Origin of the sequence: Pseudomonas sp. URMO17WK12:I12, from assembly GCF_000514395.1 — a bacterium.
Lineage (GTDB): Bacteria > Pseudomonadota > Gammaproteobacteria > Pseudomonadales > Pseudomonadaceae > Aquipseudomonas > Aquipseudomonas mucoides.
Window position 1 is genome coordinate 84,305 of the sequence record NZ_AZVV01000009.1, and the last position, 23,605, is coordinate 107,909.

Annotated in this window: 25 protein-coding genes; 12 read left to right on the top strand and 13 right to left on the bottom strand. The window is 60.4% G+C overall.

Annotated elements, in window-relative coordinates; all coding sequences use genetic code 11:
* Positions 1 to 2 precede the first annotated feature (2 nt).
* The gene (locus D882_RS0112900; RefSeq protein WP_027923642.1) at positions 3 to 191 is read right to left on the bottom strand and encodes a ribbon-helix-helix protein, CopG family; all 189 of its coding nucleotides are present in this window, start codon (positions 189 to 191) and stop codon (positions 3 to 5) included.
* 93 nt (positions 192 to 284) lie between these two features.
* Positions 285 to 497, bottom strand: coding sequence for a hypothetical protein (locus D882_RS0112905; protein ID WP_027923643.1), 213 nt, complete (start codon positions 495 to 497; stop codon positions 285 to 287).
* Between the two features lie 268 nt (positions 498 to 765).
* On the opposite strand from D882_RS0112905, the gene D882_RS0112910 reads away from it, so the two are divergent.
* The 10 genes from D882_RS0112910 (at position 766) to D882_RS0112955 (ending at position 12,804) form a co-directional block, all read left to right on the top strand.
* Entirely contained in the window at positions 766 to 1,209 is a 444-nt protein-coding gene (locus D882_RS0112910; protein ID WP_027923644.1) for a CopD family copper resistance protein, read from the top strand.
* Between the two features lie 117 nt (positions 1,210 to 1,326).
* Complete coding sequence (locus D882_RS0112915) at positions 1,327 to 2,673, top strand: coproporphyrinogen III oxidase (RefSeq protein ID WP_027923645.1); 1,347 nt, start codon at positions 1,327 to 1,329, stop codon at positions 2,671 to 2,673.
* A gap of 22 nt (positions 2,674 to 2,695) precedes the next feature.
* Entirely contained in the window at positions 2,696 to 4,084 is a 1,389-nt protein-coding gene (gene hemN, locus D882_RS0112920) for an oxygen-independent coproporphyrinogen III oxidase (protein WP_027923646.1), read from the top strand.
* 110 nt (positions 4,085 to 4,194) lie between these two features.
* Entirely contained in the window at positions 4,195 to 6,375 is a 2,181-nt protein-coding gene (gene nosR, locus D882_RS0112925) for a transcriptional regulator NosR (RefSeq protein WP_256218394.1), read from the top strand.
* A 53-nt stretch (positions 6,376 to 6,428) separates the two neighbouring features.
* Positions 6,429 to 8,351 carry a TAT-dependent nitrous-oxide reductase gene (gene nosZ / locus D882_RS0112930; RefSeq protein WP_371258948.1) on the top strand — a complete coding sequence of 641 codons (1,923 nt, stop codon included), beginning with the start codon at positions 6,429 to 6,431 and terminating at the stop codon, positions 8,349 to 8,351.
* Between the two features lie 27 nt (positions 8,352 to 8,378).
* Positions 8,379 to 9,668: a nitrous oxide reductase family maturation protein NosD gene (locus D882_RS0112935; RefSeq protein WP_027923649.1), complete on the top strand. Its 1,290-nt coding sequence runs from the start codon at positions 8,379 to 8,381 to the stop codon at positions 9,666 to 9,668.
* Positions 9,665 to 10,588: an ABC transporter ATP-binding protein gene (locus tag D882_RS0112940; RefSeq protein ID WP_027923650.1), complete on the top strand. Its 924-nt coding sequence runs from the start codon at positions 9,665 to 9,667 to the stop codon at positions 10,586 to 10,588. The genes D882_RS0112935 and D882_RS0112940 overlap by 4 nt, the downstream gene beginning before the upstream one ends.
* Positions 10,585 to 11,415 carry an ABC transporter permease gene (locus tag D882_RS0112945; protein ID WP_027923651.1) on the top strand — a complete coding sequence of 277 codons (831 nt, stop codon included), beginning with the start codon at positions 10,585 to 10,587 and terminating at the stop codon, positions 11,413 to 11,415. Before D882_RS0112940 ends, D882_RS0112945 begins: the two co-directional genes overlap by 4 nt.
* Before the next feature lie 33 nt (positions 11,416 to 11,448).
* Positions 11,449 to 11,952, top strand: a complete 504-nt coding sequence (locus tag D882_RS0112950; RefSeq protein WP_027923652.1) for a nitrous oxide reductase accessory protein NosL — start codon at positions 11,449 to 11,451, stop codon at positions 11,950 to 11,952.
* 108 nt (positions 11,953 to 12,060) lie between these two features.
* Positions 12,061 to 12,804: an SDR family NAD(P)-dependent oxidoreductase gene (locus D882_RS0112955; RefSeq protein ID WP_027923653.1), complete on the top strand. Its 744-nt coding sequence runs from the start codon at positions 12,061 to 12,063 to the stop codon at positions 12,802 to 12,804.
* Between the two features lie 184 nt (positions 12,805 to 12,988).
* Here the strand turns inward: D882_RS0112955 and D882_RS0112960 are convergent, their stop codons facing one another.
* The 11 genes from D882_RS0112960 to D882_RS0113010 all read right to left on the bottom strand — a co-directional run bounded on the left by D882_RS0112960 (position 12,989) and on the right by D882_RS0113010 (position 22,028).
* Complete coding sequence (locus D882_RS0112960) at positions 12,989 to 14,482, bottom strand: cytochrome D1 domain-containing protein (RefSeq protein WP_027923654.1); 1,494 nt, start codon at positions 14,480 to 14,482, stop codon at positions 12,989 to 12,991.
* A complete protein-coding gene (gene cobA, locus D882_RS0112965) occupies positions 14,479 to 15,318 on the bottom strand; it encodes a uroporphyrinogen-III C-methyltransferase (protein ID WP_027923655.1) in 840 nt (279 codons plus the stop codon). Before cobA ends, D882_RS0112960 begins: the two co-directional genes overlap by 4 nt.
* A gap of 70 nt (positions 15,319 to 15,388) precedes the next feature.
* Positions 15,389 to 16,567 carry a heme d1 biosynthesis radical SAM protein NirJ gene (gene nirJ, locus D882_RS0112970; RefSeq protein ID WP_027923656.1) on the bottom strand — a complete coding sequence of 393 codons (1,179 nt, stop codon included), beginning with the start codon at positions 16,565 to 16,567 and terminating at the stop codon, positions 15,389 to 15,391.
* Between the two features lie 26 nt (positions 16,568 to 16,593).
* Positions 16,594 to 17,097: an Lrp/AsnC family transcriptional regulator gene (locus D882_RS0112975; RefSeq protein ID WP_027923657.1), complete on the bottom strand. Its 504-nt coding sequence runs from the start codon at positions 17,095 to 17,097 to the stop codon at positions 16,594 to 16,596.
* Positions 17,072 to 17,515, bottom strand: a complete 444-nt coding sequence (locus D882_RS0112980; RefSeq protein ID WP_027923658.1) for an Lrp/AsnC family transcriptional regulator — start codon at positions 17,513 to 17,515, stop codon at positions 17,072 to 17,074. The genes D882_RS0112975 and D882_RS0112980 overlap by 26 nt, the downstream gene beginning before the upstream one ends.
* Positions 17,508 to 18,023, bottom strand: coding sequence for an Lrp/AsnC family transcriptional regulator (locus D882_RS0112985; RefSeq protein ID WP_027923659.1), 516 nt, complete (start codon positions 18,021 to 18,023; stop codon positions 17,508 to 17,510). Before D882_RS0112985 ends, D882_RS0112980 begins: the two co-directional genes overlap by 8 nt.
* Positions 18,020 to 18,478 carry an Lrp/AsnC family transcriptional regulator gene (locus tag D882_RS0112990; protein ID WP_027923660.1) on the bottom strand — a complete coding sequence of 153 codons (459 nt, stop codon included), beginning with the start codon at positions 18,476 to 18,478 and terminating at the stop codon, positions 18,020 to 18,022. The genes D882_RS0112985 and D882_RS0112990 overlap by 4 nt, the downstream gene beginning before the upstream one ends.
* Position 18,479: 1 nt before the next feature.
* The gene (locus D882_RS0112995; RefSeq protein WP_027923661.1) at positions 18,480 to 19,658 is read right to left on the bottom strand and encodes a cytochrome D1 domain-containing protein; all 1,179 of its coding nucleotides are present in this window, start codon (positions 19,656 to 19,658) and stop codon (positions 18,480 to 18,482) included.
* Positions 19,655 to 19,978 (bottom strand): cytochrome c, encoded by a 324-nt coding sequence (locus D882_RS0113000; RefSeq protein WP_027923662.1) that lies wholly within the window; start codon positions 19,976 to 19,978, stop codon positions 19,655 to 19,657. Before D882_RS0113000 ends, D882_RS0112995 begins: the two co-directional genes overlap by 4 nt.
* Before the next feature lie 19 nt (positions 19,979 to 19,997).
* Entirely contained in the window at positions 19,998 to 20,312 is a 315-nt protein-coding gene (locus tag D882_RS0113005) for a c-type cytochrome (protein ID WP_027923663.1), read from the bottom strand.
* 24 nt (positions 20,313 to 20,336) lie between these two features.
* Entirely contained in the window at positions 20,337 to 22,028 is a 1,692-nt protein-coding gene (locus D882_RS0113010) for a nitrite reductase (RefSeq protein ID WP_032833512.1), read from the bottom strand.
* Positions 22,029 to 22,227: 199 nt separating this feature from the next.
* On the opposite strand from D882_RS0113010, the gene D882_RS0113015 reads away from it, so the two are divergent.
* Together D882_RS0113015 and D882_RS0113020 are read left to right on the top strand one after the other, a co-directional pair.
* Complete coding sequence (locus D882_RS0113015) at positions 22,228 to 23,031, top strand: CbbQ/NirQ/NorQ/GpvN family protein (protein ID WP_027923665.1); 804 nt, start codon at positions 22,228 to 22,230, stop codon at positions 23,029 to 23,031.
* Positions 23,015 to 23,602 (top strand): cytochrome c oxidase subunit 3 family protein, encoded by a 588-nt coding sequence (locus D882_RS0113020; RefSeq protein ID WP_027923666.1) that lies wholly within the window; start codon positions 23,015 to 23,017, stop codon positions 23,600 to 23,602. The genes D882_RS0113015 and D882_RS0113020 overlap by 17 nt, the downstream gene beginning before the upstream one ends.
* Positions 23,603 to 23,605 lie beyond the last annotated feature (3 nt).

Below are 23,605 nucleotides of genomic sequence, written 5' to 3' on the forward strand. Positions count from 1 at the left end.
GTTTATGACTTGGTGCCGGTGGCATGCTTGCTCTTGGTCGAATAGCTGGCACCGTGGGTGTCCAGGTAGTCACGAATCAGTTGACGGACAACCTGCGAAGACGTCAGGTCTTGCGCTGCACAGAGTTCCTCGAACGCTTTTTTCTTGACGGGATCAATGAGCACAGTGAGGCGCGCAGTCTTACTTTCCATGGTGTATTCAATCACTCAAGTCGCTAGATGTTAATCAAATTGTAATGGCCTTGTCCGGTGCTGTCACTGTGCTGCCCGCGCCCTGGACTTTTCTCATGAGAAAATATTTGGCTCTCGCTGTGGGCACTGGCTTGGACGCGTGGCGAAATCCGCCATGCCAAGAGGGGGGCGTTCCCGTGGGTCGTCCGGACGCAGACCGTCGCCGATGTTGTCAAGGCCCAGGGCAAACCGGGTGTGCTTATTGATGAAGTCCTGGTTCACCGTGCCGCTTTCAATGATGTAGTTGGCGATGTGGTTTGCGTTCATCAGCCCGCGATAGTGGGGAATCTCCAGCCGAACCTGCGTTCATACCAGGTCACGATGTTTAGACAGGCCTCCAATCAGGTTTTTCTATCGAGCAACGGTGAAATGGTCGCTCCTGTACGTTGATTATGATGAAGCACGGTGAGTGTGGGGGCTGTGGCTTTCTTGATCGATGTCAACCACATGGATCGGACGGCTCTGTAGTCTCCAGAGACCGACATCCCGTACGTTTGTGCCGTAACGGGTTGCCTTGACTCAAGGCGAAACCTCCATGATCTATCCGCTGTTTCTGACGTTGCACCTGTTTGCCGCCCTGATCTTTATCGGCACTGTGTTCTTCGAAGTGCTGTTCCTTGAAAGCATCCGCAAACAGCTACCTGCCAGGGTCATGCTGCTGGTCGAGCAGGGCATCGGCCGGCGAGCGCGCTCGCTGATGCCGTGGGTGCTACTGGTATTGTTTGGTGCGGGGCTTGGCATGGTCGGGCTGCGCTATCTGCCAGTCCTGGCCTCACCATTGGCTTCCTCGTTCGGCACATTGCTGGCCATAAAAATCGCGGTGGCCGTCAGCGTACTGCTGCACTTCCTGGTGGCCATGTTTTTGTTCAAAAGTGGCCGAATGAGCCCGCGATACCTGCAGTTCATCCACGGCAGCCTGTTCTGTCACATGGTCGTTATCGTGCTGCTGGCCAAGGGAATGTTCTATCTGACCTGGTGAACGGCTTTGAACGGTGGCCTGTTCTTCCAAGACGTTGCTTGTGCTTGATGCAAATCAAGGCGTATTGATCGTCTACCCCCGACACTGATGATCCGCAGCCAGCCTCTGAGATCCGTCATGCTCGATTTTTTTCACAACCCCGGCGAGCCGATCGCCCGGTGCGATCAGGGCGTACTCGACCCCAACTGTCATGCCGACACGCAAAAATTCCATGAGGGTATCGGCTCACTGGATCTGCTTCGCGCGTTGCGCGTCAGCCGCCAGAAACGACGTCCGCTGTCCCTGAACGTGCAGTTGCCCTCCAGTCTCAAGCTTTCCCTCTGTTCCCCTCGCGATAGCGCCAACGAGCACCAGGGTATTGAGCCGTACCTCCAGCATCTGGAGCAGGAGATCGACCTCGTCAGTTGCCACCTGGACGCGCATCAACGGGTAGAACAGTTTCATCTGGGCGGTGGAACACTCTCCACTGCTCACATAGAGCGGCTGATGAGTCATCTGCGTAGCCGTTTCAACTTTCTCGTACATGAGTGCGGTGACTACAGCGTCGAGGTGGACCTCTATCAAACTGATTGGGCCACCATGGGCGTGCTGCGCGACCAGGGTTTCAACCATGTCAGTATCGGCGTTCCGGATTTTGACAGCGACTGTGAAAGGTCGGTGGCCTGTTACCAGAACCCGGCGCCGATCCAGTCGCTCATCGATGCCGCGCGCACCTTTGGCTATCGATCGATAAACGTCGACCTGGGTTTTGGTCACGCGTGGCAGACACCTGAAAGCTTCGCGCTGAAACTGGCGACGATTATCGAACTGGAGCCGGACAGGTTGATGGTGTTTGACTATTCCCGGCCACCAAGACGCTATCGGCCAGTGAGCGCTGATACCGCCAGAGCGCTGTGCAGTCAGGACGCTAAAGGCGCGATGCGTCAGATCTGCTTTGAACAGCTAATTTGCGCGGGTTATCACTACATCGGGCTGGGCCAGTTTGTCCGACCCGACGATGATCTGGCGATTGCTCAGGAACGAGGCCGTTTACGCCGCAGTTGCGAGGGTTTCACCCGCCACGGGTATTGCGATCATATCGGTTTCGGTTTGGGTGCCATCAGCCAGATTGACGATTTGTATACGCAAAATAGCGACGGCATTGACCGTTATCAGCAGCAACTGGACAGGGGGCAATTGCCGACGTGCCGTGGCTGGCGCTTCGAGGCGGGGGAGCAAATCAGGCAGATGGTCATGGAGCGGCTGGCGTGTGATCTGGAACTGGATATCCGCGCCATCGAAAGACGTTATGGGCTGGCTTTTTCCAGGTATTTCTCGTCGGTCTGGCCATTGCTGGAGCAATTGAGTCGAGATGGGTTGATTGAGTTGTCGGACCGTTTCATCAGCATTCTTCCCGCCGGTCGGCCGGAAGTGGATGCCATCTGCAACCTGTTTGAAAAGGATTTGGACGGGGCGAGGCATTAACCCATTTGCGAGTTGATTGATCATGAAGCCTACCTTTGATTTCAATCGCGCCTTGGTCGAAAAGTATGACCGCCCGGGGCCGCGCTATACGTCTTACCCCACCGCGCCGCAGTTCCATCAGGCCTTTGCCGTTGACGACTATCAGAGTGCAGCCCGCGAGAGCAACCAGGCGAGCGCGTCGAAACCGCTGTCGGTGTATATCCACATTCCGTTTTGCAAAAGTCTTTGTTACTACTGCGCCTGCAACAAAATCATTACCCAGAAAACCCATCGCGCCGTCGAGTACCTTCGGTACCTCAAGCTTGAGATTGCGATGCAGGCGGCCTTGTTCGATAGCACCCGTAAACTCACTCAACTGCACCTGGGCGGCGGCACGCCTACGTATTTAACCAGCGAACAGCTCGCGGAGCTGATGGATTGCCTGCACCAGGCGTTCAACATGGATGACAGCGATGACCATGAATTTTCCATCGAAGTCGACCCGCGCACCATCAGCACCAAACAAATTCAGTCGCTGCGCCAGTTGGGCTTCAATCGCCTGAGCTTCGGTGTTCAGGATTTCGACCCCGACGTGCAGGCCGCGGTCAATCGCCAGCAAAGTGAAGAGCAGATTTATGCGCTGGTTGCTGCGGCACGCGAGGCGCAATTCAAGTCGATCAGCGTCGACCTGATCTACGGCCTGCCCCTGCAAACCGTGCAGAGTTTCGACGTCACCCTCAGCAAGATCATCGCGCTGCGTCCGGACCGGATTGCCGCCTACAGCTACGCGCATCTGCCGGAAATGGTTCGTGCACAACGGTTGATTCGTCCCGCCGACATGCCGCCGCCGGAGCGCAAGCTGGAATTGCTTGAACTGACCATCCGCCGTCTGACCGCGGCCGGTTACGTCTATATCGGCATGGATCATTTCGCCTTGCCGGACGACGAGCTGTCGCTGGCCCGCGCCAATGGCACCCTGCAGCGTAACTTCCAGGGCTACTCCACCCACGCCGACTGCGACTTGATCGGCCTCGGCGTGTCCTCGATCGGCAAGGTCGGCGACAGCTATAGCCAGAGCGTCAAGGAGCTGTCCCAGTACTACGCGCGTCTGGACCAAGGCCTGCTACCGGTGCATCGCGGTTACCGCTTGAGCGCAGACGACTTGCTGCGCCGCGAAGTGATCAGCGACCTGATGTGCCATGGCCGTATTACGTTTAGCCGCTATGAAAAGCGTCATTACATTCGCTTCACCGAGTACTTTGCCGATGCCTTGGCCCAACTGGAGGAACATGTTCGCGACGGACTGCTGCAGATCCACTGCGACGAACTGGTGCTGTCACCACAGGGGCACTTGATGATGCGCAGTGCCGCGATGGCGTTTGACGCCTATCTGGGTAGTGAGCAAAAAGGCCTGTTTTCACGCACGGTTTGAGTCATTGGCGCCTGTCCTCATGGGCTAATTTCTCAAGTTGATTTCAATCAAGGGCAGGGGGCGCAACGCTCCCTAACATGACCGAAAGCCCTTTTGAAATCAGCGAGCCCATGACAATCCATCCGCCTTCGATACACGGCAACCTGCGCGCCCGGGGCGTCGGGCTGGTGGTCATGCTAATGCTGATGCTCGCCACCTTTGAGGCGGTGCAAGCCAAGCAATACGGCGACATCGAGCAGCAGCGCATCGAGAAAACTTTCCCTCAGACCGATTCCGTTTCCGCCCCCGAAGGCCGGTTCAAGGTGCGCACGCTGTCCGCCGCCGGCAAGGTGCTCGGCTATGTGTTCCAGAGTCTGGACGTGGTGGACATTCCTGCCTACTCGGGCAAGCCGATCAATACCCAGGTGATCCTCGACACTGCTGGTGCGATTCAGGATGCCTATGTGCTGGAGCACCATGAGCCCATTCTGCTGATCGGCATTCCTGAGGCAAAACTTCACGACTTCAGCGCCAGGTACAAGGGCATCAAGGTCAGCCAGCGGGTGGTCGTCGGCCATTCCAGCGACCCGAAGGCCGTCACCGTCGATGCGATTGCCGGGGCTACCGTCACGGCGATGGTGGTCAACGAGGTCATCATGCGCGCCGCCCACGAAGTGGCCGTATCGCTCAAGCTGATCGAGGACACGGGCGGTGTGGCACGCATGCCTGCCACCGTGCGCCAGGTCTTTTTCGAACCCACCACTTGGGAACAACTGACCGGCAACGGCGCGATCCGCCGCTTGAACCTGACCCGTGGCCAGGTCGACGCCGCCTTCAAGGGCACCGACGCCGAAGGCGTGGAAAACGCCGCCGCCGATCAGGTGGATGAGACCTTTATCGAGCTCTACACCGCGGACCTGAATCCGCCGACCATCGGCCGTGCGCTGCTGGGCGACAATCAATATCGCTTACTTATGCAGGACCTCAAACCCGGCGAGCAAGCCATTGTGGTGCTGGGTCGTGGGCTTTTTTCCTATAAAGGCTCGGGGTATGTGCGTGGCGGGATTTTCGATCGGGTGCAATTGCGCCAGTTCGGCAACGTCATCAGTTTTCGCGACATGGACCATCAGCGGCTCTCCGACGTCTTTGCCAAGGGCATGCCGGAATTCACCGAAATGTCGATTTTCATTGTGCGCGAGCCGGCCCGGTTCGACCCGGGATCGCCCTGGTCCCTGGAATTGCTGGTGCGTCGTCAAACCGGGCCGCTCAGTGGCACGTTCAGCAGCTTCGAACTGCCTTATCAACTGCCCGAGCCGTACCTTGAGAGGCCACTGCCCAGCGCCGAAGAATTGGCCGCCCTCGAGGAAGCCGGTCGGCCGATGTGGCTGACCATCTGGTACCAGAAATCCTTTCAGATCACCGTGCTCGGCGGCGCATTACTGCTGCTGATGGCGATCCTGTTCCTGCAGGACTCCTTCACGCGTCGGCCACGTTTTCTGCACTGGCTGCGCCGAGGTTACCTGGTCTTTACCGTGGTGTTTCTCGGCTGGTATGCGCTGGGGCAACTGTCGGTGGTCAATGTGCTGACCTTCGCCCATGCGCTGTTCGATCACTTTCGCTGGGAGCTGTTTCTCACCGACCCGCTGATCTTCATGCTCTGGGTCTTCACCGCTGCGAGCATTCTGCTGTGGGGGCGGGGCGTATTCTGCGGCTGGTTGTGCCCGTTCGGTGCCTTGCAGGAGCTGATCAACGAAGCCGCGCGCAAGCTGAGAATCCCCCAATACGAATTGCCTTTCGCGGTGCATGAACGGCTGTGGGCCATCAAATACATCATTTTGCTGCTGCTGTTCGGCCTCTCCCTTGAGTCGATGTCCACCGCCGAATTGTTCGCCGAGGTGGAACCGTTCAAGACCGCCATCACCCTCAAGTTCGACCGCCAATGGTGGTTCGTCCTCTACGCGGGGGCACTGCTGGTCATCAATCTCTTCACCCGCAAATTCTATTGCCGCTACATCTGCCCGTTGGGTGCCGCGCTGGCAATTCCGAGCAAATTTCGCCTGTTCGACTGGCTCAAACGCCGCAAGGACTGCGGCACACCCTGCCAGCTGTGCGCCAAGGAGTGCGAGATCCAGGCGATTCATCCCGATGGCCGAATCAATGCCAACGAGTGCCACTACTGCCTCGATTGCCAGATGACTTACCACAACGAGAACAAATGCCCGCCGCTGATCAACAAGCGCAAGAAGCGCGGCAAACCGGCACCCACCGCTGTGCAACTGATACCTGTCGTGGAAGTGAACGCTCTGGAATGAACCCCGCGGGCACCTGTACGCAGTGACCGTTTTTATCCCTTCAAGGAATACACCTGATGAATGACACAGAGTCCAAAAAAGCCACTGAAGCGCCGGAATCGACCGGCCTCAGTCGTCGCGGTTTCCTGGGCACCAGTGCGGTGACCGGTGCGGTACTGGCCGGTGCCACGGCCATCGGTGGTGCGGTGTTCACCCGTGAGACCTGGGCGGCAGCGGCCAAGGACGCGCAACTCAAAACCCACGTCGGGCCGGGCGAACTGGACCAGTACTACGGTTTCTGGAGTGGCGGTCATCAGGGTGAAGTGCGGATCATGGGCATTCCGTCGATGCGCGAGCTGTTGCGTGTACCGGTGTTCAACGTCGACTCCGCCACCGGCTGGGGCCTGACCAACGAAAGCAAACGGATCATGGGCGACAGCGCGCATTTCCGGAACGGCGACTGCCATCACCCGCATTTGTCCATGACTGACGGCAAGTACGACGGCAAGTACCTGTTCATCAACGACAAGGCCAACAGCCGCGTTGCGCGTATCCGTCTGGACATCATGAAGTGCGACAAGATGCTCACCGTGCCCAATGTGCAGGCCGTTCACGGGCTGCGCCTGCAAAAAGTGCCGCACACAAAATACGTGTTCGCCAATGCCGAATTCGTGATTCCACACCCCAATGACGGCAGTACCTTCGACCTGCAGGACAAGAACAGCTACACGATGTTTAACGCCATCGATGCCGAGAAAATGGAGATGGCCTTCCAGGTCATTGTCGATGGCAACCTGGACAACACCGACGCCGACTACACCGGCAAATACGCGGCGTCCACCTGCTACAACTCGGAGAAGGCCTACGACCTGGGCGGCATGATGCGCAACGAGCGCGACTGGGTGGTGGTGTTCAACATCCCGCGCATCGAAGCGGCGATCAAGGCTGGCAAGTTCATCACCCTGGACGGCTCGAAAGTGCCGGTGGTCGACGGTCGTAAAAACGAAGGCAAGGACAGCACGTTCACCCGCTACATCCCGGTGCCGAAGAACCCCCACGGGATCAATATGACGCCCGATGGCAAGTACTTCATTGCCGCGGGCAAACTTTCGCCCACCTGCACGATCATCGCCACCGCGAAGCTGGATGATCTGTTCGACGACAAATTGAAGGACCCGCGCGATGCGGTGGTCGGCGAACCGGAACTGGGGCTGGGCCCGCTTCACACCACCTACGACGGCCGCGGCAATGCCTATACCACGCTGTTTATCGACAGCCAGGTGGTGAAGTGGAACGTGGACGAGGCCATTCGCGCGTACACCGGCGAGAAGGTCAACTACATCAAGCAGAAACTCGACGTGCAATACCAGCCGGGCCACAACCATGCCTCGCTGACCGAAACCAGAGACGCCGATGGCCAATGGCTGATGGTGCTCAGCAAGTTCTCCAAGGACCGTTTCCTGCCGACCGGCCCGCTGCACCCGGAAAACGATCAGTTGATCGATATCTCCGGCGAGGAAATGAAGCTGGTGCATGACGGCCCGGCCTTTGCCGAACCCCACGACTGCGTCATGGCCCGCCGCGACCAGATCAAGACCAAGAAGATCTGGGACCGCAACGACCCGTTTTTCGCCGAGACGGTGGCGATCGCCGCCAAAGACGGGATCAAGCTGGAGACCGACAACAAGGTCATCCGCGACGGCAACAAAGTCCGCGTCTACATGACCTCGATGGCCCCGGCCTACGGTTTGCCGGAGTTCACCGTCAAACAAGGCAACGAGGTCACGGTGACCATCACCAACATCGACCAGATTGAAGACGTGACCCACGGCTTCGTGATGACCAACCATGGCGTGAGCATGGAAATCAGCCCGCAGCAGACCTCGTCGATCACCTTCATCGCCGACAAGGCCGGCCTGCACTGGTACTACTGCAGCTGGTTCTGCCATGCGCTGCACATGGAAATGGTCGGCCGCATGAAGGTCGAGAAGGCCTGAGCGTTGCCCATCGACAGGAGCGAAGCAATGACTGATAGCAAGGGAAACCCGGTGACGGTCATTGCATTTGCGCTCCTGCTGATGTCCGGCAGCGCGCTGGCGGTGCAACCCATCACCTCGTTGCCGCTGCGGGTGGACGCCAATCAACGCTGGCACCTGCCGGCGGGGGGATACCGGGGCTCGTTCAGTGTCGATGAACCGATGCAGATTCTCTGCGAGCCCGGCGCGGTATTTCAGGGGGAGGGGCAGGGCAACGGTGTGATCATCAGCGTGCCGGATGTCGCCATCGAAGGCTGCACCTTTCTAAACTGGGGACACGACCTCACCGCCATGAATGCGGCGGTGTTTATCCAGCCCAAAGCCCATGGCGCAGTGATCAAAGGCAATCGCCTGCAAGGCCAGGGTTTCGGTATCTGGGTCGACGGTACGCAGGACGTGAGCCTGATCGACAACCGCATTCAGGGTGATCCGACAATGCGCTCGCAAGATCGCGGCAACGGCATTCACCTGTATGCCGTGCATGGCGCCAAGGTCATTGGCAACCAGGTGCGCGACACCCGCGACGGCATCTACATCGACACCTCCAACGGCAACTTGCTGCAGGGCAATACCCTGGAAGACCTGCGCTACGGCGTGCATTACATGTTCGCCAACGATAACCAACTGATCGGCAACACCACCCGCCGCACCCGCACCGGCTACGCCTTGATGCAAAGCCGCAAGCTCACGGTGATCGGCAATCGCTCCGAACAGGATCAGAACTACGGGATCCTGATGAACTACATCACCTATTCAACCTTGCGTGACAACTTCGTCACTGACGTGCGCGACGGCTCGACCGGCGACAGCATGATCAGCGGCGCCGAGGGCAAGGCGCTGTTCATCTACAACTCGCTGTTCAACAGCATCGAACACAACCACTTCGAGCACAGCGCCGTGGGTATCCATCTCACCGCCGGCTCGGAAGACAACCGCATCGCCGACAACGCGTTTGTCGGAAACCAGCGACAGGTCAAGTACGTCGCCACCCGCTTGCAGGAATGGTCGGCGGATGGCCGCGGCAATTACTGGAGCGATTACCTGGGCTGGGACCGCAACAACGATGGCCTCGGCGATATCGCCTACGAACCCAATGACAACGTCGACCGCCTGCTTTGGCTGTACCCGCAGGTGCGGCTGCTGATGAATAGCCCTGGGATCGAGTTGCTGCGCTGGGTGCAACGGGCCTTTCCGGTGATGAAATCGCCGGGGGTGCTGGACAGCCATCCGCTGATGAAGTCATCCACTCAACCCCTGAACCAGGAGCCCAACTCATGAACGTCATCGACATCGAAGGCGTCAGCCAGCGCTATGGGCATGCCACCGTGTTGCATCAGCTCAACCTCAGCCTGGCGGAAGGTGAAGTGCTGGGTTTGTTCGGTCATAACGGCGCGGGCAAGACCACCAGCATGAAACTGGTGCTGGGCCTGCTCCAGCCCAGCGAAGGGCAGGTCCGGGTGTTCGGTCGCTTGCCCTGCGATCCCCACGTGCGGCGCCTGCTCGGTTATCTGCCGGAAAACGTGACGTTTTACCCGCAGTTGAGCGGTGTTGAGACCTTGCGCCATTTCGCGCGTCTCAAAGGCGCCGCGTCCGCCCAAGTGGACGCACTGCTGGAGGAAGTCGGCCTGGCCAGTGCGGCGCATCGGCGGGTCAAGACCTACTCCAAGGGCATGCGTCAACGCCTCGGGCTGGCGCAAGCGCTGCTTGGTGAGCCGCGTTTGTTGTTGCTTGACGAACCAACAGTCGGCCTCGATCCCATCGCCACTCAGGACTTGTATCGGTTGCTTGATCGCCTGCGCAGCCAAGGCACCAGCATCATTCTGTGTTCCCACGTCTTGCCCGGTGTCGAGGCGCACATCAACCGCGCCGCGATTCTGACCCAGGGGCGTCTGCTGGCACTGGGCAGTCTACGCAGTTTGCGCGAGGAAGCCGGGTTGCCGACGCTGATTCGCGCCAACGGCCTCAAGCACGCAGGGCCCTTGCAGCAACGCTGGAACAACGCCGGGCACATCACCGAGCGGTGGGGTGTCGAAGGCCTTGAAGTGGCCACACTCCATGGCAGCAAGCTCGGGCTGTTGCGCCAGCTGCTCAATGAAGACGAACCGGCCGACGTGGAAATCCATCAACCGTCGCTGGAAGATATTTACCGCTACTACATGAGCCGGGCCGATGCGCCGCCAATCGGGGAGGCCGTATGAACGCTGTCTGGAACATGGCCCGCAAGGAATTCAGTGACGGTTTGCGCAATCGCTGGTTGTTGGCAATCAGTGTGTTGTTCGCGGTGCTGGCCATCGGCATCGCCTGGCTGGGCGCGGCGGCCTCCGGGCAATTGGGTTTTACCTCGGTGCCCGCCACCATTGCCAGCCTCGCCAGTCTGGCAACGTTTTTGATGCCGTTGATTGCGTTGCTGTTGGCTTATGACGCCATCGTCGGCGAGGACGAGAGTGGCACGTTGCTGCTATTGCTGACGTACCCCTTGGGTCGCGGGCAGATTCTGCTCGGCAAGTTTGTCGGCCACGGGTTGATCCTGGCGCTGGCGACGCTGATCGGTTTCGGCTGCGCCATGCTGGCCATCGCCGTGCTGGTGGACGATGTCGAACTGAGCCTGCTGCTCTGGGCCTTTGGCCGGTTCATGGCGTCGTCGATGTTGTTGGGTTGGGGGTTTCTGGGGCTGGCCTATGTGCTGAGCAGTGTGTCGGCCGAGAAATCCACGGCGGCCGGGCTGGCGCTGGGCGTGTGGTTCTTCTTCGTGCTGGTGTTCGACCTGGCACTGCTGGCGCTGTTGGTACTCAGCGAAGGGCAGTTCAACCCGAAAGTGCTGCCCTGGTTGCTGCTGCTCAATCCCGCTGACATCTATCGCCTGATCAACCTCTCCGGCTTTGAGCCCGGCGCCAGTACCGCGGGTGTGCTGACGCTGGGCAGCGATTTGCCGATGCCGGGCTCGATGCTCTGGCTATGCCTGTCGCTGTGGGTGGCGGTGCCATTGGGTTCGGCCTGGTTGTTGTTTCGTCGCCGGGCGACATGAGTTTTCACTTTGATAGTTTTGGAGCAGTTGACGATGAGTACGTTTTATCTGACGACGATGCGCGCGGTGGCGGGGCTGATGATGTGCCTCCTGCTGACGGCCTGTGACAACCCAGTGCAAGCCACTTACAGCGACACCGCCGCAGCCTTTCATCCCAGTGATGAATGCCATGTCTGCGGGATGATCATCAACGGATTCCCCGGGCCCAAGGGCGAAGTTGTCGAGCGGGCCGGGGTCAGGAAGTTCTGCTCCACGGCGGAAATGATCGGCTGGTGGTTGCAGCCGGAAAATCATCATGGCGATGCAAAACTGTATGTCCATGACATGGGCCGCAGCCCGTGGAACGCGCCGGATGACGCCCACCTGATCGATGCCAAAGATGCGTTTTACGTGGTCGGCACCCAACTCAAAGGTGCCATGGGCGTGGTGCTGGCGTCGTTCTCAAGTCGCGAGGCCGCTGAAAAGCTTGCCGCTGAACAGGGCGGTCGCTTGCTGCGCTTCAGCGAGATCACTCCGGCGCTGCTGCAGCAACACTAACATCGTTTGAAAAGCCTGATCGCCGTCAAGTCGTTTTTTCGTCTCCTGCTCAAAGATAGGGCTCGCTACGTCCCCAGTGCTGGCATCCGTGATGCCCAGGAGAACATGATGAAAACCGAGTTTCAAGATCGTTTGGCGGTGGTCACGGGTGCCAGCTCCGGGATCGGCCTGGCGCTGTGCGCCGCCCTGTTACCCCGTGGCGTCAAGGTGCTGGCGATGTCACGGAGCCTCGGTGAATTGCCGGCCTTGCAGCAGATCTACGGCGAGCGGTTGCAGTGGTTTTCCGGGGACGTCACGAGTCAGCACGACCTGAGTGAACTGGCCGAGCGCGCTGCGGCGATGGGCCCCGTGGACTATTTGGTGCCTAACGCGGGTGTCGCCGAGATGGCCGACAGCCTGGATATGCAGGCCTTCCAGCGTCAGTGGGCGGTCAACGGCGCCGGGGCGTTGAACACCCTGGCGGCGTTGCGGGGTGAATTGGCGAACCCGGCTTCGGTGGTGTTTGTCGGGAGCTTCCTGACCGGTTCGAGCTTTCCGGGGTTGGCTGCGTGCATTGCCAGCAAGGCTGCTCTGGCGGCTCAGGCACGCACGCTGGCGGTGGAGTTCGCCAGTTTTGATGTGCGCATCAATCTGGTCTCGCCGGGACCAACCGCCACCTCGATGTGGGACAACCTGGGGTTGAGCGAGGGGGAACTTGACGATGTTGCCGACACGCTTGGTAAACGTCTGTTGCCGGGGCATTTTCTTGATGCGGCGGCGGTGGCCAATGTGATTGTTTTTCAGCTGTCGCAGGGGGCTCGGGGTGTTTACGGCCAGGACTGGAAGGTTGATAACGGTTACACCTTGGGTTAAAGGGCGAAGACAAACCTGTGGCGAGGGAGCTTGCTCCCGCTCGGCTGCGTAGCAGTCGTAAAACCAGCGCCTGCGTTTAATCTGAATGTACCCAGTGACGGTTTGTAGGGACGCTGCGCGCCCCAGCGGGAGCAAGCTCCCTCGCCACAAGTGCGATGTATATTTCGGTATTGGGGCACAAGGCCTAATGCGAAGTCCCCTCGGCAAACTCAATCTTGTTCCCCACGTTGTACTTGCCCGAAGGCTTGTTCATCGGAATGCGTTTGATCTCCTGGAGGGTGTTGCTGTCGTAGACGATCAGCGCGCCATCGGTGGCCCAAATGCTCAGCAACAGGTAGCGGCCGTCGTGGGTGAACTCAACGTGAGCGGCAGTTTTTCCGGGCATCGGACGCAAGGTGTGGGCAATCTCCAGCGTCTGTTTGTCGATCAAGTGGATTGCATCGTTATCGGGCCCGAAGAACACGTCGGTCCAGACATACCGCGAGTTGACATGACTGCGCATGAAAAATCCCGGCCCCAAGGTCGGGATTTCCTTGATCAGTTTCCAGGTCTTGAAGTCGATGACCGAGATCAGCCCCTTGCTGATATTCGGCGTGGCGAACACCCACTCGCCGTTACGTTTCCAATAGGTCCCCGAGCCCAAATGCGGCATGCCCGGCAGCGGTAGGTCGGTGACCACCTGGCCACTGTCGAGGTCGATCACCTGACCGCCCTGGGCCTTGCGCGACGTGGCCAGCAGCTGTTTGTAGTCCGGCGAAAAGGAAAAATCATCGAGAAAATCCCCGGCAGGAATCCGCCGGGGTTCGAAATCCGGTGTGCCCGCCCAGGACAGCTCCCAGACTTCCTTCACGTCCTTGAGTGCGACGATGAAACTGTCGCGCGGCGGGGCGGAGTAAACCGCGCTGACCCGTGACGCGGTACCGTTCTGACCGATGGTCGGGATGGTTTTTACCAGCGACAGATCGCGGGCATCAAGCACCACCAGGTTGCCGGGCAAATAGTTGCCCACCAGCACCCAGCGTCCATCCTTGCTCACCGCCAGATTGCGGGTGTTAAGGCCGGCGCGGACCTCGGCGATCAGCTTCAGGTTGTGCAAGTCATACAGACTGATCCAGCCGTCACGGGAGGCGAAGTAGACGAAGCGCCCGTCGGGCGAGAACTTCGGTCCGCCGTGCACGGCGAAGTGCGAAGCGAACCGCGCGAGCACCTCAAAGCGGTCACCGTCGAGGATGTCGATGTGATGGTCGCCGGCTTCCACCACCACGAACAGGTTCAGCGGGTCGGCGCCGTGCTGGGGCGTGGAGGGCAGTTTGCTGAGGTCCGCGAGCAGCGAGTGACTGTCGAGAATATCGTCATTGCTCCAGGTGGGCGCCGTGGCGGGCGGTTGCTGAAGGTAATCCACCAGCGCGTCGACCTGCGCGGGGCTGAACACGTTGGCATAGCCGGCCATCTGGCTCGCGGGGCGGCCATTCTGGATCACGCTGCGAATTTCATTGGGTTTGATCCGGCTGAGGCTCTCAGGCAACAACGCCGGCCCTGCGCCGCCGAGACGGTTGATGCCGTGACAGCTCTGGCAATGCTGCTGATAGAGTTGCTCCGCGTGTTCAAGTGCCGGCACTGCTGCGCCGGCCTGGGCCGCACTGACCCCTAACAGGTGAGCAAGGACCATGCGCCTCATATCGCCACCTTGGCGCGACGTAGCAGGGCTTGGGTCGGGTAGAGTCGCGCCGGGTATTCCAGCTGTTCTGCGCCAAACAGATCGACCACTGAGCCGATTACCGTCAGTGTCGGAATACCCGGTGGACAATCCAGCGCGAGGGTCGGCAATTGGTGCAGCTTGCCGCGGGCGACGTGCTGGTCGGGTCGGGTGCCGTTGCTGATCAGCGCCGCCGGTGTGTCGGCCGACAGCCCGGCTTCGATCAAGCGTTGAGCGATGATCCCCAGGTTCGACAAGCCCATGTAAAACACCAGCGTCTGGCTACTGTCGGCGAGGCTGCTCCAGGGCAACGACAACTCGCCATCGCGTTGCAAATGGCCAGTGATGAACCGGCAGGAGTTGACCAGGTCGCGGTGGGTCAAGGGGATTCCCGCGTAAGCGCTGCAACCGGAAGCGGCGGTAATGCCCGGTACCACCTGGCAGTCGACACCGCGTTGCAGTAGATACTCCAGCTCCTCGGCGCCGCGACCAAAGATGAAGGGGTCGCCTCCCTTGAGCCGGATCACGCGTTGCCCTTGGTGGGCGAGGTCGGCCAGCAGTTCGTTGATCTGTTCCTGGGGCAGGCTGTGGCAACCGCTGGCCTTGCCGACGTAATGACGGGCGCAGGCGAGGGGAATCAGAGTCAGCAGCTCGGGGCTGATCAGCCGGTCGTACACCACGGCGTCGGCCTGCATCAACAGGCTCCAGGCGCGCAGGGTCAGCAGGCGTGGGTCGCCGGGGCCGGCGCCGACCAGGGCGACTTCACCGGGTCTGAACGGGGACTCAAGTGTGGCCGGTATCGCAATCGATGGAGGCATGGGGCGTCCTTGGTGCTTCATCAGGTTGGCCGGCCCCAGCCTTTGTCAGGTGGTTGGCCGGACGGGCTATTCAGTGGGTAATGCAAGGGATGTTCGTTGACGGCGTAACACCGATTTCGTCATCGCTGAGGTGGCAGCCGGGGTCCTGGCCCCACAAATCACCCTCGGCCCAGGCGCGGGTGCGGGTGTTGCCGTTGCAGATGGGCAACCAGCGGCATTGCGCGCAACGGCCGCCGACGGCACGGGGATGTTCGCGCAGGCGCGATAGCAGGGCATCCGGCTGATCCAGCCACAACGTGCGGAACGGCGTGCGCCGGACATTGCCTACCGAGTGCTGCCACCAGTAGGTGTCCGGGTGCACTTCGCCGGTGTTGTCGATGTTGGCGATGCCGCTGCCCGACGCGTTACCGCCCCAGGCGCGGAGCATGTTTTCCAGGCGCGGGTAATGTTCGGGTAGGCCCCGGCTTACCCATAGCAGCAGCAGAATGGCGTCGGCATCGTTGTTGCCGCTGACAAAATCAGTGTCGAGACCCTGTTGGATGTCTGCCCAAGCGCGCTCAAAGATCAACGTCATCGCCTCGCGGCTCATTTGCTGGTGCGCGTCGAGTTGGCGACTGCGTTTACCGCGACCGCTGTAGTTGAGGTGTGACAGGTAAAACTTTTGCACGTTGTACTCGCGCATCAGCGCCAGTAATTGGGGCAATTGCCGATGGTTTTCCTGGGTCAGGGTGGTACGCAGGCCGACGCGAATGCCTTGTTCGCGACAGAGCCGGATCGCCCGCATGGAACGGACGAAGCTGCCTTTGAGTTGGCGGAAGGCGTCATGGGTGGCTTCCAGTCCATCGATGCTGATGCCGACGTAATCGAAATTCGCTGCGCTGATCTGTTCGATGTTGTGCTCATCGATCAGCGTGCCGTTGGTGGACAAGGCCACATAGAAACCTTTGGCCCGGGCGTAGGCGCTGAGCACAAACAGATCCTCGCGCAACAGCGGCTCGCCGCCGGAAAGAATCAGCACCTTCACCCCGGCATCGTGCAGGTCGTCGATCACGGTCAGCGCGGCGGCGGTATCCAGTTCGTCGCGAAAAACACTGTCGGCCGAGGTGGCGTAGCAGTGTTTGCAGGTCAGGTTGCAGCGCCTGAGCAGGTTCCAGATAACCACGGGCGGACGGTGAGTGCCCGGTGGGCTGGTTCTGGGCGCAGGCGCCTGGCCGGCCAGCGCACGCAGGTATTGGCTGATCCTCAACATGCAACTCTCCTTGAGTCGGGGCGTGTTCAGCGTAAAACGGGTGGCAAGCGCAAGCCGGTTTTCTTCAGGATGCGGCTGCTCACCAGCATCTCGTCGGCAACACAGGCCTCGCCCAACAAGTAGCGCAGGTGCTCGCGGTAGCTGTTGATCTCATCGCGGCTGCGGCCATGCACCATGGCGAACAGGTTGTAGCGCCATCCGGTTCGGCGCGGGCGGCGATAGCAGTGGCTGACGAAAGGCTGCGCGCCGATCAGTGCGCCGAGGCGCGGTATGTCGGTGTCTCGCACATCCCAGACCGTCATGCCGTTGTGGCGATAGCCCAGTCGGTAGTGATTGGGTACGGCGGCAATGCGCCGAATCGCGCCCTCGGCCTGCAAGCGCTTAAGCAGGTCCAGGGTGGATTCGATGCTTAATTCCAATTGTTCGGCGAGCCACGCCCACGGGTCATCCAGCAACGGCAGACCGGCCTGGGTCAACGCAATCAGACGCTGGGCGAGGGTGTCTTCAGACCGGGAAATACAGACCGACATGGTAGGTCTCCTCTTTAGGCAGGTTGAGCAGGGACAGGCCGGTCAGGGTTTCGATGCGCTGCAGTGTCTCGGCGATGCCTTCTTCGGTCGCGCAGCCAAGTACGAACCACATGTTCCAGGCGTGTTCGCGTCGGTAGTTGTGCGCCACTTCCGGCAGGCCATTGAGCTGTTCGGCGACGTCATCGAAACGTTCTTCCGGCACCGCCAACGCGGCGAGGGTGAAGGCGCCGCCCAGCCGTTCAATGTCGAACATCGGGCCGAAGCGTGTGAGCACGCCATCAGCGAGCAGGGTGTGCAATCGGTCGAGCAGTTCAGTGCTGCTGCTCTGCAGTTCGGCCGCCAATACTCGCCAGGGGTGGCGCACCAGCGGCAAGCCCAATTGCAAACGGTTGATCAGCCGGCGGTCGAGGTCATCCATGGGTCGGTGCTCCGGTGCGCGAGGGCGCAAAACGGCCGCCGCACTGCTTGAAAACCTGGGTGCTGAACAGCAGTTGGTGGGGCAAGTCGCTGAGCAAATGTTCTTCCAGCAGCGCCTGGATGTGCGCCTCCACCTGATCACGTTGCCGCCCGTGCACCATGCAAAACAGGTTGAACCGCCATTGCGGTAAACGCCGGGGCCGTTGATAGCAGAGGTTAATGCCGGGGGCTCGCCCCAGGCGCTGGCCGACTTCGTCGATCAGCGCATCGGGAATATCCAGCACCAGCATGGCGTTGGCGGTAAAGCCCAGCGCTCGATGGTGCAGCACCAGGCCGATACGGCGAAAAAGCCCTTGCTCGCTCCATTCGCGCATTTGTTCGAGTACCTGGTTTTCGTCGGTGTTTATCCGTTCGGCGAGGGCCTGATAGGGGCGCGGCACCAGCGGCAACCCGCCCTCGAGGTGTCGTCGCAGCGCCAGCGCTTGTTGCGGGCTCAAACCTGGCTTCATGGGTGTTCTCCCAGGGCAAAGCCCAGGTCGATGCAATAGGCGGTCAACATCGGCAGGTCCAGCGGCATGAGGCCGGTGTCGTTCTCAAGCGCTTTGAGCACGTGGTCGATGTGTTGGCGATCAGGGCCGGTCAACACAAACCACAGGTTGTAAAAATGCTCCCGTGCGTAGTTGTGATTGACCTCCGGGTACTGACTGACGCGCTCGGCCACCTGTTGCAGGTGTTCGGCGGGCACGGCGAGGGCGGCGAGGGTGCTGGCCCCGGCACGGCTGTGTTCAAACACCGGGCCGATGCGTGAAAGGGTGCCGGCCTGATCCATTTCTTCCAGGCAGGCCATCACCTGGGATTCGCGGCAGCCGAGAATTCTTGCCATCTCTTTGTACGGTGACGGGCACAGTGGCATGCCGTGCTGGAAGCGGTCGATGAGTTGGCGGCTGAGTCGTTCAAGGTCCATTTCAATACCCCATTTTCTGCGCGCGACTGCTGAAGAAGATGCCGCTCGGTGCGCTGGCGGGCAGGGTGCTCAGCAGCTGCAGACGGTACGGATCCCAGACCTGGACCTGATCACCGTCGCGTAATGAAAGCCACAATTGGTCGCCGCGTGCGGTGAATTCCATGTGCAGCACCGCTGGCCCGGGGCGCAGGTCGGCGACCACAGCGTGGGTTTCGGTGTCGATAACCTGAACCCGATCGTTGTCCGGGTAGGCGAAGTTGACCCACAGCTGCCGACCGTCCGGGCGCGACGTGACGAACACCGGTTGGCCGGCCACCGGAATCACAGCGGTCTGCTGCCAGGTGCGTGAATCCATCACCAACACTTGATGCCGGCCGACGGCGGGCACGAAGGCCTGGTTGTCAGCGACAGCCCAGCCTTCCAGGTGCGGCATCTTGTAGACCGGGAGTTTCGCCTGGCCGCGTCCGTAGTCGCCGAGTACACGCTGCACGCCGCGCTCCGGGTGCCAGAGGTCGAGTTGGGCCATGCCGTCTTCACCGAACAGGCCGGCCATGTAGTAGCGCCCATCGGGGGTAATCAGGGCGTCATAGGGTTGCTGGCCGATACCGGTGAAGCGGCTGATCTGCGGCGTGCTGCCCTGACTGAAATCGGCGGTCCAGATCTCGCCGGTATCGAACAGGCTGAAGACAAAACGTTGCCCCGGCGCGTCGACCAGCCCGACCACCCGTGAGCGTTTGCTGCCATCGACCAGGGGCGTAGCTGGAATATCGGCCACCAGTTGCAGGGTGTCGGCATCGAACACCTTGACCCCGCCGGGCACGTAGTTGGACACGGCGATCAGCTTGCCGTCCTGACTGATGGCGCCACCAATGCTGTTGCCGCCCTGGATGACGCGATGGTCGATACGCCGGGTCAGCAAATCGATTTTGCTCAACCCGCCGTCGCGCCCGAACACATAGGCATAGCGCTGGTCACGGGAGAACACCACCGAGGCATGGGACAGGTCGCCAAAACCCTCGAGTCGGGCCAGCGCGGTGTGGGTGTCGCTTTCGATGATTTGTACGCTTGCGGTGGCGCGCTCCACGACCAGGCCCAAGTCGCCGGTGCCACGCAATGGTGGCTGAACGCAAGCGGACAACAACAGCCCGGTCGCCGCTGACAGCAGGATTGAACGGATCATGGTGCGGGATATCCCTGGAGAAGTAGATCGACCAGCCATCGGATGTCGCCGGGGCTGAGCAGCGGAGCCCAACCGGGCATCGCGGTGCCGGGCCGGCCTTGGGCGACGGTGGTAATCAGGCTGTCTCTGGACTTGCCGGCCAGCGCTGCGCGCGTCAGTTCGGGGCCTAGCCCGCCAGTCAGGTGCAGTCCATGGCAGGCGCCGCAGTCCTGGGTCAGCAAGTGTTCGAGTTGTGCCTGACGCTGGGCGTCCGGCGCCGCAACCGCGGTTGCGCAAATGAGGAGGAGGGCCGTCAGCATCACAGCGTGTCGATACACCATCAAGACGCCCTCCAGGCGGTTATTTGAGTGTCAGTACCCAAGTCGCGAGAATTTTCGCTTCTTCTTCAGTCACCGGGTTGGCCGGCATGGGCATCGGCCCCCAGTTGCCTTGTGTACCGTTCTTGATGTGGCTCGCGAGGGTGTCCACGGCTCCGGGTACGCCAGCGTTCTTGGCTGCTACATCCTTGAGCGCAGGGCCGACAATCTTGGTGTCGATGGAATGACAGGCTGCGCAGGGTTTGCTCTTGAACAGCTCCAGCGCGTCTTGGGCCATGACCGGTTGCACACTCAGCGCAGCGGTCAGGGCGAACAGTGAAAACAGAGTATTTTTCATGGTGTTTCCTTGCATTGATGGAGCTCAATAGATGTCGTGTTGGGTGTTGTAGACGTTGAACTTCCCGGTGGGTGTGATCAGTCGTTTGTCCTTGATGACTGACTTGAGCTTCAGTGTTTTGTCGTCGATCACCACCAGCGCCGACTCGTCTGCCTGGCCACTCCACACGGAGAACCAGACCTCATCGCCGGCCTTGTTGTATTCCGGTTGCACGACGCGCATGGCGCCTTGCTTGATGCCCGCATATTCAGCGATGGGCAGCACGGTGTAGCCAGCGTCGAGTTTGTCGATGTCGAACACCGCCACCGACTGGCTGAGCCTGGCGTCCGGGTTGAGGGTGGTGTCGACGTACAGGTGACGAGAGTCGGGGTGGGTTTTGATAAACAGCGATCCGCCGCCCTGTCCCTTGAGCGAGGCGACCTGCTTCCAGGCGTATTGCGGGTGTTTGGTCGGGTCGGTGCCGATCAGCGAGATACCGTCATCACCCAGATGGCTGGTGGCCCAGACCGGGCCATAGGTCGGGTGGTTGAAGTTGGCGCCGCGACCCGGGTGCGGGGTTTTGCCGACGTCCACCAGCGCGGTCAACTTGCGCTCCTTGGAGTCGATCACGGCGACCTTGTTGGAGTTGTTGGCGGCGGTCATGAAGTAGCGGTGTGTGCTGTCCCAACCGCCGTCATGCAGGAAGGGCGCAGCATCGATGTAGGTGACCGTGAGGTTTTTGATGTCCTGGTAATTGACCAGCATCACCTTGCCGGTTTCCTTGACGTTGACGATGAACTCCGGCCATTCGTGGGAGGCGATGATCGCCGCGACCCGAGGCTCCGGGTGGTATTCCTGTTTGTCGACGGTCATGCCGCGGGTCGAAACGATCTGCTTCGGCTCCAGGGTTTCGCCATCCATGATGGTGAATTGCGGCGGCCAATAAGAGCCGGCGATGGTGTATTTGTCTTCGTAGCCTTTGAACTTTGAGGTCTCGACCGAGCGTGCCTCGATGCCCACTTTGACTTCGGCGACCTTGGTCGGCTCCACCGGCCAGAGGTCGATCATGTCGATCCGGGCGTCTCGGCCAATCACCAACAGATAGCGACCCGAAGCAGAAATGCGCGAGATGTGCACCGCGTAACCGGTCTCTATCAGCTTGACGATCTTCTTACTGTCACCGTCGATCAGGGCGATCTTGCCGTCATCGCGCAACGTCACCGAAAACAGGTTCGGCAGGTTGAGTTTGCTCAGCTGCTTCTTCGGACGATCTTCGGGTTTGACCAACACTTTCCAGGTTTTCAGCGTCTCGGCCATGCCCCATTCCGGTGGCGTCGGCGGCGTGTGCTGAATGAACTTGGCCATGACTGTGATCTGATCCTTGGTCAGCGCATTGGACGTCCCCCAGTTCGGCATGCCCGCCGGCGACCCATAGGTAATCAAGGCCTCCAGGTACGGCTGCCCGCGGTTCTGGGTAATGTCCGGCGTCAGCGGTTTGCCCGTGGCCCCTTTGCGCAAAACGCCGTGGCAGCCTGCGCAGCGCTGGAAGTAGATGTCCTTGGATGAGTCGAACTCGGCCTGGCTCATGTCGGGAGCGCCGGCGGTTTTGACCATGGGCGGATTGGCCGCAGCGGCGGCGGGCTCGTCAGAGCTGGCGGCATGACTCACCGCCAGGGCCAATGACGAACACAATGTGGCGAGGGTCAGGGCAAACATTTTTCTGTTGCTGATCAGCATTCCATTTCTCCTCAGGCAAGACCTTTGCGATGTGCTGAAACGGCAGCGCAGAACGCAGGTTCTCAGTGCCGTGCAAGGCTATGCCCGAGCAGGCCATTGTTCGCTTGACGACGATCAAGTTTGTCGGCCATCTCACTTGCCAGGTTGTCGCAGGGGACCGTAGCGTGTTCCTTGAATCCGCTTTTGGAACAGGCAGCCCATGGACCGTATCCAGCCTTGCGAACACCCGACCGAACCCTTCTACCAACCGCTCAATAATGAGGAGGTGCTGTTCGAACAAGCCTGGCGTCACGGCATGCCAGTACTGATCAAGGGGCCGACGGGCTGCGGCAAAACCCGTTTCGTCCAGCACATGGCCCATCGGCTGAAACTGCCGCTGTACACCGTGGCTTGCCATGACGATCTGAGCGCGGCCGACCTGATCGGCCGCCACCTGATCGGTGCCCAGGGCACCTGGTGGCAGGACGGGCCGCTGACCCGCGCGGTGCGTGAAGGCGGCATCTGTTACCTCGACGAAGTGGTCGAGGCGCGTCAGGACACCGTGGTGGTGTTGCATCCATTGGCCGATGATCGTCGTGAACTGTTCCTGGAACGCACCGGCGAAGTGCTGAAGGCGCCGCCGTCCTTCATGCTGGTGGTCTCCTACAACCCCGGTTACCAGAACCTGCTCAAAGGCATGAAACCCAGCACCCGCCAGCGTTTCGTGGCGATGCGTTTCGGCTATCCACCGGTGGCCGACGAGGAACGTATCGTGGCCCGGGAAGCCCAGGTGGACAACGCGCTGGCGGCGCAAGTGGTGCGGTTGGGCCAGGCGCTGCGCCGGCTCGATCAACATGATCTGGAAGAGGTCGCCTCAACGCGGCTGCTGATTTTTACCGCGCGCATGATCCGCTCCGGCATGAGCCCGCGTGAGGCCTGCATGGCCTGCCTGGCCGAGCCGCTGAGCGACGATCCGTTGACCGTTGCCGCGCTGATGGACGTGGTTGATGTCCACTTCGGCTGAGTCCACGGGCGTCTTGCGCCGTCACTTGCCGGGCGATCTGGCGATGTGGTTTTTCATTCTGGCCGAGCTGTCGGTGTTCGCCATCCTGATCCTGGCGTTCGCCGTGACCCAAGCGATCAAGCCGCAGATGTTCAGTGAAAGCCGCCTGTTGCTGAACACCTCAACCGGGTTGGCGATGACCCTGAGCCTGCTCACTGCGGGGCTGTTCGCCGCGCTGGCGCAAGCGCAAGTCAGGCGCTCGCGGCCGCGTCACAGTGCGGTCTTCCTGCTGATGGCGTTACTCGTCGCCAGTGTTTACGTGGTGCTGAAACTCACGGAATACCGGCACTTGCTCGCCTCGGGGCTGGGCATGGAGCACAACACCTTTTTCACCCTCTACTGGATCCTCACCGGTTTTCATTTTCTCCACGTACTGCTCGGCATGGTCATTCTCGGGTGGCTCGCGGAGCGCTGTCGCCGTGGCTTGTATGACGCCAGCAAGCGCAGCGGTTTTGAATCCGGCGTGCTCTATTGGCACATGGTCGATCTGATCTGGGTCATGCTGTTTCCGCTGGTCTACGTGCTGAGTTGACGA